19 protein-coding genes are annotated in these 10267 nt (G+C 44.6%); 16 read left to right on the top strand and 3 right to left on the bottom strand.

Features of this window, described 5'->3' with window-relative positions; all coding sequences use genetic code 11:
- Positions 1–2 precede the first annotated feature (2 nt).
- Positions 3–839, top strand: a complete 837-nt coding sequence (locus tag OCV27_RS07770) for a hypothetical protein (RefSeq protein ID WP_337969036.1) — start codon at positions 3–5, stop codon at positions 837–839.
- Positions 840–1298: 459 nt separating this feature from the next.
- On the opposite strand, the gene OCV27_RS07765 is transcribed toward OCV27_RS07770, so the two are convergent.
- Together OCV27_RS07765 and OCV27_RS07760 are read right to left on the bottom strand one after the other, a co-directional pair.
- Positions 1299–1712 carry a hypothetical protein gene (locus OCV27_RS07765; RefSeq protein ID WP_125321555.1) on the bottom strand — a complete coding sequence of 138 codons (414 nt, stop codon included), beginning with the start codon at positions 1710–1712 and terminating at the stop codon, positions 1299–1301.
- Positions 1713–1742: 30 nt separating this feature from the next.
- Positions 1743–2444, bottom strand: coding sequence for a hypothetical protein (locus OCV27_RS07760; protein WP_125321557.1), 702 nt, complete (start codon positions 2442–2444; stop codon positions 1743–1745).
- A gap of 373 nt (positions 2445–2817) precedes the next feature.
- Between OCV27_RS07760 and OCV27_RS07755 the strand changes: the two genes are divergently transcribed.
- Positions 2818–2979: a hypothetical protein gene (locus tag OCV27_RS07755; protein ID WP_185759787.1), complete on the top strand. Its 162-nt coding sequence runs from the start codon at positions 2818–2820 to the stop codon at positions 2977–2979.
- Entirely contained in the window at positions 2976–3443 is a 468-nt protein-coding gene (locus tag OCV27_RS07750; protein ID WP_125321559.1) for a type II toxin-antitoxin system death-on-curing family toxin, read from the top strand. The genes OCV27_RS07755 and OCV27_RS07750 overlap by 4 nt, the downstream gene beginning before the upstream one ends.
- Here the strand turns inward: OCV27_RS07750 and OCV27_RS07745 are convergent.
- Positions 3415–3942: a hypothetical protein gene (locus tag OCV27_RS07745; protein WP_125321562.1), complete on the bottom strand. Its 528-nt coding sequence runs from the start codon at positions 3940–3942 to the stop codon at positions 3415–3417. The genes OCV27_RS07750 and OCV27_RS07745 overlap by 29 nt on opposite strands.
- Positions 3943–4126: 184 nt before the next feature.
- Here OCV27_RS07745 and OCV27_RS07740 point away from each other — a divergent pair, with 184 nt between their 5' ends.
- From OCV27_RS07740 to OCV27_RS07680, 13 genes are all read left to right on the top strand, one after another.
- Positions 4127–4399 carry a hypothetical protein gene (locus tag OCV27_RS07740; RefSeq protein WP_125321564.1) on the top strand — a complete coding sequence of 91 codons (273 nt, stop codon included), beginning with the start codon at positions 4127–4129 and terminating at the stop codon, positions 4397–4399.
- Positions 4400–4403: 4 nt separating this feature from the next.
- Complete coding sequence (locus OCV27_RS07735) at positions 4404–4583, top strand: hypothetical protein (RefSeq protein WP_125321567.1); 180 nt, start codon at positions 4404–4406, stop codon at positions 4581–4583.
- The gene (locus OCV27_RS07730; protein ID WP_125321569.1) at positions 4583–4948 is read left to right on the top strand and encodes a hypothetical protein; all 366 of its coding nucleotides are present in this window, start codon (positions 4583–4585) and stop codon (positions 4946–4948) included. The genes OCV27_RS07735 and OCV27_RS07730 overlap by 1 nt, the downstream gene beginning before the upstream one ends.
- Positions 4948–5433 carry a hypothetical protein gene (locus OCV27_RS07725; protein ID WP_125321571.1) on the top strand — a complete coding sequence of 162 codons (486 nt, stop codon included), beginning with the start codon at positions 4948–4950 and terminating at the stop codon, positions 5431–5433. Before OCV27_RS07730 ends, OCV27_RS07725 begins: the two co-directional genes overlap by 1 nt.
- Positions 5434–6093, top strand: coding sequence for a P-loop NTPase family protein (locus OCV27_RS07720; RefSeq protein ID WP_125321573.1), 660 nt, complete (start codon positions 5434–5436; stop codon positions 6091–6093). It begins immediately after the preceding gene.
- Positions 6094–6339: 246 nt separating this feature from the next.
- Entirely contained in the window at positions 6340–7146 is an 807-nt protein-coding gene (locus tag OCV27_RS07715; RefSeq protein WP_125323489.1) for a major capsid protein P2, read from the top strand.
- A 9-nt stretch (positions 7147–7155) separates the two neighbouring features.
- Entirely contained in the window at positions 7156–7425 is a 270-nt protein-coding gene (locus OCV27_RS07710) for a hypothetical protein (protein ID WP_337969035.1), read from the top strand.
- A gap of 9 nt (positions 7426–7434) precedes the next feature.
- A complete protein-coding gene (locus OCV27_RS07705; RefSeq protein WP_185759874.1) occupies positions 7435–7584 on the top strand; it encodes a hypothetical protein in 150 nt (49 codons plus the stop codon).
- Positions 7581–7796 carry a hypothetical protein gene (locus OCV27_RS07700; protein WP_337969034.1) on the top strand — a complete coding sequence of 72 codons (216 nt, stop codon included), beginning with the start codon at positions 7581–7583 and terminating at the stop codon, positions 7794–7796. Before OCV27_RS07705 ends, OCV27_RS07700 begins: the two co-directional genes overlap by 4 nt.
- Positions 7793–8209 carry a hypothetical protein gene (locus OCV27_RS07695; RefSeq protein ID WP_337969033.1) on the top strand — a complete coding sequence of 139 codons (417 nt, stop codon included), beginning with the start codon at positions 7793–7795 and terminating at the stop codon, positions 8207–8209. Before OCV27_RS07700 ends, OCV27_RS07695 begins: the two co-directional genes overlap by 4 nt.
- The gene (locus OCV27_RS07690; RefSeq protein ID WP_337969032.1) at positions 8209–8715 is read left to right on the top strand and encodes a hypothetical protein; all 507 of its coding nucleotides are present in this window, start codon (positions 8209–8211) and stop codon (positions 8713–8715) included. Before OCV27_RS07695 ends, OCV27_RS07690 begins: the two co-directional genes overlap by 1 nt.
- 62 nt (positions 8716–8777) lie before the next feature.
- Positions 8778–9323 carry a hypothetical protein gene (locus OCV27_RS07685; protein WP_337969031.1) on the top strand — a complete coding sequence of 182 codons (546 nt, stop codon included), beginning with the start codon at positions 8778–8780 and terminating at the stop codon, positions 9321–9323.
- A complete protein-coding gene (locus tag OCV27_RS07680) occupies positions 9323–10267 on the top strand; it encodes a hypothetical protein (RefSeq protein ID WP_337969030.1) in 945 nt (314 codons plus the stop codon). Before OCV27_RS07685 ends, OCV27_RS07680 begins: the two co-directional genes overlap by 1 nt.

Genomic DNA, 10267 nt, shown 5'->3' with positions numbered 1-10267 from the left:
CCATGATGAAGCGCGAGCAGCATACAAACAAGCTAGATTATATTTGTGCCACATCCGGTTGTGATGAGTTGGCCGATGAAATAGGTGCTGTTTGTCAAAGCTGCGAGTCCTCATATCAACAAGTGGTTAGTTGTCCGTTAACCAAACTACTCGATCCCCTACTCGGCTACTCTGACGCACAAGAAAGCCCAGAACAAGCCCAAAGCCGGAAAGGTCGTGCTCATCGTGGCTTCTGTCAGTACCACAGAAAAATCATGTACCGTACCGCGGTGCATCCTAGTTCTAATGTAGCGTTCCTGACAGAGAACGGACGAGCGACTCAAGAAAGCATGGTCAAAGACGCATGCCTGTTTATGGCCGCGGTTGTCAATGAAATGTGCTTAGTTTCGCGCAAACTGGGAATCCGTACTCAGCAAGGCTTTTTGTTGGATACTTGGAAGCACTTTGAACAGATGACAGGCCTTCCTGATTGGCGGATTAAGCAGTGCCATAAGTGGGTTCAAAAACGCGGGTGGTTATCTTCCAAGCAACCCCGCGAAAGTTACACAGGTAAAGACAACATCCAGAAATGGCGTGGGCTTGCGTCTATTAAGCGTGTTGAGCTGAAATACTTTGAAGACCTAGGTATCTTGGATAAGTTCTTAGACGTCCAAAAAAAGGCTAAGAGCCGCCTTAAAAAGCAATCCACTGAATGGAAGATGCCGATTAAGTACATCCTAACCCCTATTACACTTCTACGTCGCCGACGTAAAGAGGCCGCAGAACGTAAAGCCGCGGCTAATGCTCAGCCAGACTTTGCATTTGGGTTCGATTCGAATCCGCCCCCTATCCCTATATAGTGACACTTTATCTGTATGCCCCTTAGTTGGGGTTTTCTGCGTTGGTTTAAGCTCAGGATGAGCTACACAGCGCGATAATCATCCCTGTTTTTACCACTGTGACACGTCAGTGTGACCAGTTTTCTATCCGTAACTCCTCATTTTTGCCTTGAAAATTAGAAGTGTGCATTTTTTAACCCGTGAAGTGCTCCATACTTTACTCTATAGCTCTACTCCATAGTCTGACTCCATACCCTTACTTCTCCTAGTCTTCGACTAGAACGCCTTCGGTTAGAGATAGTAAAGATCTTAAAGAATACTGCCTGAAGGCAGTTGAGAATGAAGCGGCTCTTCTTGTCAGCAAGCTGACTGGAGCCTAAGAACTGCACCACTCCAACACAGTCGATTGACACCATACACGCGGTAAGTATGACCTTCATTTATCGCTTCGCGATGGTCTAGTAAGGTGAAGGGAAAACTTTAAGGTTTAACGTTAAATAAGCTTCTATGAAGATTGACGAGTTCTAAAGAGCCAGTTTTACTCAAATCGTTTCTCATGGCCTGTATAATCTCTGTAAAGGCGAGCTCTGCCTCTGTTGAAGATAAAACTCCGTATCTAGTAAAAAACACTTCCAGTTTTGATACCACGGATTGGCTACCTATCAAAATTACTCTAGTTTTAGCTTGATTAAGATTCTCTAACTTAACTGCATGTTCGGATGGCTCACATACTGCGATACTAGATACGGAATCAACGAATTTGCAATATGCGTCTGTTCTTAGCTCCATGACCCTCTTTGTGACAGCGGCTTTTCCAGCAAGAACGTATTGCACTAAAGCCCCAAGAAAAACACCGGATATGCCGATTAGCGCAGCGATTAGATTTAATTCCATTTAAATCACCTGATATCTTATAACTAAACGTTACCTAAATTCGATTTCAGCTGAGCCGACACCATCACTTTTTGTATTTTGAAATAATTGATGGTGGTCATCAAAATATAAGTTCGCAACAGCTCTTCCAGTAAAGTGACCATCAACTTTTAGTGCTTCTAGGACCACTTTGTATTCGTAGTTATTTTTTCCGGATCGAATGTTGTACTTTTCCCCATTGGATACAAGATCCGATATGACTAAATTTTTTGAATTGAGTCTTATTTTACCCTTATAAGAGGGGTCCTTATGGTAATATATTTCTATTGCCAATTTACCCTCTAACTTGGCTTCTAGTAGCTTGATAGAGCTTTTTAGGCGTTTATACTTAGACTCAATTAGTTTAAGGTCACCAGATAGTTTAGTTATTTTATTTTGGGTGCGACCTTGAGCAGTTTTTGAGTGAGATTCAATATCTTCTTTCACTGTATCGAGATTAGATTGCAATACGTATTCTTTATTCTTGAGATGAATTAATATCTCTGAATCCACCGTATGATTTGAGTTGAACGCATTTTTGTTTGTGCTTACGTATCTTCCAGATTTCAAGTCATCGTTTAGATAACCTTCACTTTCTAGCTGTTCAATAACAGAAGGTACAATGAAGTTATTAATCAAAGCATCACTAAAGAAAAATTGTCCTGACACTAAGACTAAAGCGGTTGCGACACTAATGAATATTTCTTTTTTCATTTTGATCCTCAGGGTTAGGGATATAATGAGCACCTAGTTTAATATATACTCGCTCTCGATGATTCCGTAAACCCTTCCGGCTTGTATCCCAACGTCAGTATAAGGATATAAGCCAATGAATATTGTTATTCAGCAATTTACAAAACTAGAAACGTCACTCAGTGACTACCTGAAAGAGCTGAACCAAACCCCGCCTTTTGGGGTTGGACAGTGTTTGAAACCTCTAAACCAATCTTTTCAATTTTGATTTATGTTACAATTTTCATAAAGCCTACATGCCAGTATGGTTGCGGTTAAAACAAAGTCGAGATATACACAATCGGCAATAATCGCGTACAATAAAAATATGAATAGCTCTCTCATTGGAGGAAGTATGAGCACAAGCACATTAAAAAAAGAATTCGATAAAGCTGTAGAGGCTCGAAAAAACCAAGAAGTTGTATTTGAACGTGCTCCGAAAAAGGCACTTCGTAAAGCAGTGAAAACCATTATGGAAAAGCACAGACAGACCATTGAAGAGCTTGCTCATCGATGAGTAAATTGTATTTTTTAGAGCCCGAGGATGTAATAGAAATTCATGAGGACATTTTAGCCCAAGAGCCGGGGCTTCATGGTGTACATCATGACAAGGTGGATGCTGTTGTTGGAAGAATAAAGAACATTTCTATCTACGGAAACGACTGCAATACAGCGGTAGAGCTGGCCGCACATTATTGTGTAGCGCTAGCCAGAGGCCACGCGTTTAATGATGCAAATAAGCGAACAGCCTTTGTTTGTATGATGACAGTTCTAGACGTAAATGATTTCTCAACTCCAGATCAATTTACGGCAGAACTCATTGGGAATAATACATGGGCTGATATCATGGTAACGGTTGCCGAAGGTTTAATTCAAGCCAATGAGCTTTCAAAAATTATTGCTATCTCTATTATGCTAGTTGGATCAGGTTTGAGCCTTACTCAGTTAGCCTCTATACTTGCTGAACAAAAGCTGATTTAGAATTTTGCATCAACGTCTTTAACGAAACCAAATCATTGTGAAATTGATCTTTAGACTTCTCATCTAACCGCTTGTACATTTCTACAATTTGCGCGAAATCTTCGGCTATTGTTCCAGGGACTCTGACAACCTTACTTGGCTTTTTCGCCTTCTTTCGTCCGGACCCAGCCCTTTTACCACCGTGACCTAGCGCTAAATCACCAAAGAGTGCTAGTTGATGCTCTTTTTTCTTAATTGGGGCTGTAGGGTGTTCAATCTCTTTGATATTTGTTACAGATTTCATGTTGCGGCATTCGTTATATATGGTAAGTGGTGTCCCCCATCCCTCTATACAACAAAAATCAGGGTGCCTATCCATATATGATTTAGCGATACGGCTAGAAACATCGGGATTATCTTGATAGTTATAGCCTTCGTTAAATAGCCCTACCTGGTGCTGGAATTCTGAAAGAAGGGCTTTAACGTCCTTACTCAATGCCACTTTGCATGATGTGCTCATTTTAACGTCCTTAGCGTATTTCACAACTTGAATATTGTAACGAATTTCAACTTATGAATAGGTGATGGCATTCAAGATTTATATAAAATCAGTGCCTTATTGTTATGAAATGGGTATAATTGCTATCGGATTCGTAAATTTCTTCGGCTTGTTCCTATTAACGTCAGTTAAGGTAACGAGCTATATGCCATATAAACATAAAAAATTAGTTGTCCTTCCCCTATTCCTATCTGTATTGCTTATCTGCCTCTATCTCTTCATACCGATAGAGTTCATTGATTTAATCATTTCCTCTATATCGAAAGGGGTTTATCTCCTACTCCTCGCCATTATGTTTTTCTTGGGTTGTTGGGCTAATAACAGTCCACGGCCGCCTAAAACAGAAAAGCAGAAGCTTGACGTCATCGTTTACGCTTGGGCTTTTGTCGGTCTGTTCTCTGTCATGATTGAGTGGTGATTGCATGGAACAGAAAACACTCCAAAGCGAAACCACACGCTTGCTCAACGAAATGGACACCGAATCACAAGCCTATAAACCGCCTATGGGGTTTGGGTTTGTTAAGCCTTGGCTAACCAAAACGATTTGGCTATTTAAGGCTTTCAATCGCCGATTAAATGCATTGGAAAAGGAACGCGGATAATGGAAAAGGAAATCTTAGGCTATGTCACTTGCCGCACTTGTATGACGCCCAAAGCCATTATGCAAGGCTCAGGTAAGCGCAAAGAGTATGTATATGGCCGCTGTGAATGTGGTCCTGACAATCGTTGTGGTAAGCCAGCACAGCTAGAAATGAAAGGCTTTAAAACTCTTGAAGAGATTCAAGCAGATATTGAAGCCCTCACCCACCCTACGCCGGAACCCCAATCAGAGCCTAAGCCCGTTGTGAATGAGCCACAACAGGATAGTGAATCAAAGCCAATGGGAACGGCAGCATGTATGGGTATTGGTGCGGTAACAGGGTTTGTATTAGGTGGAATGTTTAAATTCTTAAAGGCGGTGGCGTAATGGATGAGCAAGTATTAGAAAACAATCAAATTGACGTGGAAGACATCGAGCAGTTAGAACAGCACAGCGAGCTAGACGAAAAAGCATTACTGGCCGAGCTTAACGGCGACGACTTCGATCCAGATAGCGTTATTAAGCGCAAAGATCCCAAACAAGCGGCAGCACTCGAAGCAGGGAAACAAACTGCAAGCGTTGTACTTGGTGTATTTGAGCAAGGGCTTAAAATGTTTGGTCATCAGTCGTTTGAGTTTGATCCTGATGGCGCGGAAGGTGTCGCGCAAGCGGCCGCCCCTCTTTTTGTGAAATATAACGGCGAGCTTCCACCTTGGCTAGCCGAGTACAAAGAGGAAATTGCATTTATTGGCGCTGCAGGAGCACTTGGCTTTAGCTCATTCCAGCAAATCAAAGCCCTTAAAGCCTTTGATAAAGCCAAAGAGATAGAGCAAATGGAAAGTGAATCAGAGGCATCGGAGGAAGCGCAATAAATGCAACCTATTAACCCGAATAATGCCCTAAAAAATGGTCATGTGTTTGCGGTTGGGATGAGTGGCAGCGGCAAAACGTCCGCTGCTAAGAAACTCTTTATCAAGGCGACGGATCAAGTCGCCATTTTTGACCCAATGGGCGACTACACCGGAAAGCTGGCGGGACGTGTGGTGCGTGGCTATAGCGATATCAAAGAGTTCGCCGCCGCATTGATTGCTGGGCGTAAGACTATGCAAGGCTTTAAGATTGCCTATCAGCCCACGTTTGAAACCACAACAAAGGACTTTGACAAGTTTTGTCAGGTGGCATGGGCGATGGGGAACGGAAAGCACACTAAGGCGCTTAACATCATTTGTGAGGAAGTAGCAGAGCACAGCGACAATGCGGGTAAGGCGACAGGTTACCACGGAAAAATATTGCGCCTAGGCCGTAAGTTTAACTTACATACCATTAATCTATTCCAACGTGGCCAAGAGGTGTCAAAGACCATCATTGATAACTGTCAGTATGCGTGTGTGATGATGCAAAAGACTAAAGCCAGTGCCCAATATTTGGAAAAAATGACCGGAATACCCGCTGATGAGATTGACCAACTCGACAGACTTGAGTACTTGCTGCAGGACGGTAAGCAATTCAAAAAGGGAGTGATTCGCTGGTAATATGTGAACCAAATCAAACTTATTGCCAACCCATTCACAATAACTATTAGGTATCGATTGTGAATCCCTTGCTTAAGTGAAAGCCGTCCAATGTTGGGCGGTTTTTTATTTGGAGCAAACAATGAAATTAGATGCTAAGAACATCGGCATTATTGCGGGCATTGCGGCACTGGTCGCGGCTGGCGTGGTTTGGGCATCAAACAACGTTGATGCCGTTGAAGACACAATCGGTTAAGGGGTTGTGACATGAATTCAGTAATGAAAATCAATTCCTTTACGGGTATTAAATGGGGTGAGAAAGCAATCGTGACCCTATCGACGGGGCCAGTCTATGAAGAAATCTTTCTGGAAACGAACCTAACACCTGAGCAAATCAAGCGTGTCTCTATCACGCTCAATGCTGATGAAATTATCACGCTAGATGGTCAGCTTATGAAATCTCTAGAAGCGTACAAAGGTATGCCGTCTATTGAAGGTTTCTATCATATCCCATTGGCTGACATTACGGCCAAAACCAAAAACGGTATGCGCTATACAGCCCTTGTGACAGAGACAGGCGATAACATCACGTTAGAAGTCGAAATCGTGGATAAACCCGCTGACGATTCGCCGGATGTACAATTGAAAGGTCATGCGACGGTCTCCCCTGCGCAACCTGCAAGAATCGTTGTTCCCATGATCCAAAAGCAGACCATGCAAGCGGGTTCAACGGAAAACGAGTTTCTAGATCTAAAAAGTGGTCCGTTGGTGCACGTTCGCCGCATGCACTTTTTGAGCGCTGAAATTAACGGGCTGGAAATTCACAAAGACTATGTAAAGCTTTACGACTCAACGCGAGCGGTGGAAACCATGCGTGCAAAACGTAATCGCCGTTTTTGGCAAGCGGGCGTGTTTCATTTTGACCCTATCATGCGCGGTTATTATCTAGATGAACTGTTCCCCACCTACCACAGTAATGAACTCAAGCTCACTGTAAAAACAGATTCAGCGGTTGGTACGATCCCAATCTTGGTTGAGTCGGTCAAAGTGGTGCGTCCTGATCTCATTCAATAAGGGGGCGTTATGTCTTTATGGGATGACTTGAGCGACTTTGGTTCTGGTGCGCTTGATAGTGTTGGTGAAGGGTTTGACAGCCTCGTTAAAACCGCCACGACCTCAGAGCAACAAACTGTGAATTCAGGCACCACGGCGCAGACAGTCAAACAAGCTGACAACCACGGCAATAAGGTGACACCTGTATCGCAGAAAGAAGATAAAACACTTCTCTATGCGGGTATTGGATTCGCGGCGTTATTGGGTGTGGGTTTGCTTGTCGTGTTGGCCAAAAAATAGGGAGAGACGATGCCATTAATATGGGTTGCTCTTGCCGCTGGCGGGGCGGGGTTTGGGGGCGGATTCTTTGCGGGATCGGCTGCAACGAAAGTGATTAAGTTAGCCGCTCTTGGGGGCGGCGGTTATATCGCCTACAAGGTAATTAAGGGGGGCAAATGATACCGAATGGGCTAACTAATAGCGGTTCGATGCCTATCAGTGCGGGAGGTGGTGCTGCGGGTCCTAGCCAAGCCGACGCGAGAAACTCGATTGGCGGTATCCGAAACGGTGCGATCAACTTTGGTGGCAGTGCTTGGCAAAGCTTAGCGAGCAATGCCCCGCTTATTTTACTTGGGATTGGTGCGGTGATATGGGCGGTGAAAAGAAAATGAAATTCAATTTGATTCGCCCTAACCGCCCTGACCTATCGGCGCAATTTAAGCTGATTAAACGTGCGTTTAATGGAGTGGATAACGCTAAGGCTGAGTTTGAGTTTTGCTGTGATGCGGTCATCGATAAACGAGCGAGCTTGTATCACCTAGTTAGCCGCAAGCAAGGCGTATCATTGCGGTTTGTCGGTTACGTCACCAGTGACAATGACTATTTGATTTTAGCGATGACGGGCAAAGGCTTACAACAAGGTGCGCCCGCGATCATTGATGCAGTTAAATCTCAAGGTTATCGCGCTATCAAATATCACACGGTGCGCACGGGCATGACTCGAATTCTTAAAGGGTTTGGGTTCGTGTTAACGGGCCAGTCAGAACGTGATGCTGTGTTGTCTTTGAATTTGGGGGGGTGCTAATGGGCGGCGGCGGTTCAAGTTCAAGTAAAAACACCACGCAAACCACCAACACCAACGGCACAAGCGCGGTTAGCGGTGACAACCTTGGTGTAATGATTTCAGGTGTTAATGGCAACATTGGCAGTGTCACCATGACTGACCACGGCGCTATGAAAGCAGCCGAGAATATGGCTAAGGCGGCAATGGCAAGCAATACGGAAGCCATGAAGCAAGCGGGTAATCTCAGCTCAGAAGCGATAAAAAGCAATGAGCGGGTCATTGATAAGTCCTTTGACTTTGGCGAGAAGTCATTGAATGCCGTATCAAAAACTAACTCAGAAGCCATTGATGCAATGAAAGTGCTGGCCGCGCAAAGCAGTGAAAACACACGCACGGCGCTAAAAGTGGCAGAAAAGGCGAAAACTCATGAGCAAACAGGCACGGCCCCGCAAATGACGAAAATTGCACTGGGTGTGTCGGGTGCGCTTGCTGTGGGTATGGTGGCGTTAGCATGGAGTAAGAAATAATGGAATTACAACCAGGGACACAGACGCCAATTTCCGTTGGTGGCAAAGGCAAATATTTGATTGTGCGCTCGACCAGTGCCCCTGTATTTATCAGTGCTGACAACCTGAGACCGCAGCGGCTGGAATCGGGCGACCGGATCAATGTGTCTGAGTTCGATAAGATGTTTTTAGAGCACAAAGCGCCGCAGACCGTGGCCTTTGATTATCAAATTTCAGATCTTGAGGTACGGCCCGCCTCAACCAGTGGCTTAGTGGTCCAGCGCATTATTGAGCCAATCGAGTTTTCGGCAACGGTGCACGTTGGTGATGGGCTGAAAGTCGAACCGCTTTCACCTGACGCCATGACCACTAAGCCAGATGTTGAAATTGCGCCCAATGCGAAGGTAAAAATCTGCAATAGCGGTTTTCGTCAAGTGTCGATCCAAGTCATTAGTGACAAGGTAACGAGTTTGCGTATTGGTGATTTTAATATTGCCTCAAATCGCGGGCTTATGGTGATGGGGAGCAAGCACGCGACAGGCTCCCTATCGTTGGACTACACAGGTGAGCTTTATGCCGTCAATACCAGCGCATCAACTGCTCGCCTATCGATTGTGGGGGTGAAATAATGCACGTCTATAACCCATTTTTTAACACGAAAACAACGATTTCAGACGTTGACCAACTGGCCGACCGCTTGCTGGCGTTGTCTGATACAGATGCTCAGGTGATTAACGATTTGCTGAATCTAACTCAGCAAGATGCTTCACTACTGAGTAAGTTAAATCAACAAGCGTCATTGATTGACCAACAGGCAAGCTTACTGACTCAGCAAAGCAAAGATATTGCGGAACTGAAAACGGATGTAAACCACGCGCAAGCCCTAGCCAATGCAAGCAGTGAGAACCTATTGATTAACCCTCGCGGCAAAATTAATCAAGCGGATGAATCAGCCGGCGTATTATCAGCGGGTGTGTATTTCTGTGACGGTTGGAAAGCGGGCGAAAACGGTGCCGAAGTGTATCGAGATGCCGACGGTTTTCGTTTGCTCAGTGGCTCAATTATTCAGCTTGTGCCAAACATCGGCGAACCCAATCAAACCCTACGCGGCAACATGACCATTGTTAGCGGCGCACCACAAATCAAAGTTAACGGTGAGATGGATACAGCACAAAGTGACAGTGCCGAGTACATTCAGTTTGAAGTCAGTGGCGACAACTCAAAATTTACTAAGTTGGTGCTGGCGCAAAGTGAATCTTTGCCTTTCTATCGACAAGTAGCCGATGAGCTTACACCGTGTTTACGGTTTTATGAGATAACCACTTTTGGCATGGGTTATGAACTTCGAGGGGGGAAAGGCGCAGACGGTACAGGCCCTTACGCGATTCGAAATATCTATTTTACTCATAAACATAGGGATCCTGCTATCTCAATTAAATCTGCAAATCATGCGGGTACGGGTACTTACTTTGCAAATGCTCAAATGGTAAGCAAAACGAGCCTATCAGCGTTATTTCGTTCATCCGGAGGCTTTTATATAACGGCTGAATTTGTTGTTGATGCAAGGCCATAA

Origin of the sequence: Vibrio pectenicida (assembly GCA_024347015.1) — a bacterium.
Taxonomy (GTDB): domain Bacteria; phylum Pseudomonadota; class Gammaproteobacteria; order Enterobacterales; family Vibrionaceae; genus Vibrio; species Vibrio pectenicida.
The sequence above is the reverse complement of the archived record's forward strand: the minus strand, read 5'-3'. Positions and strand labels throughout refer to the sequence as shown.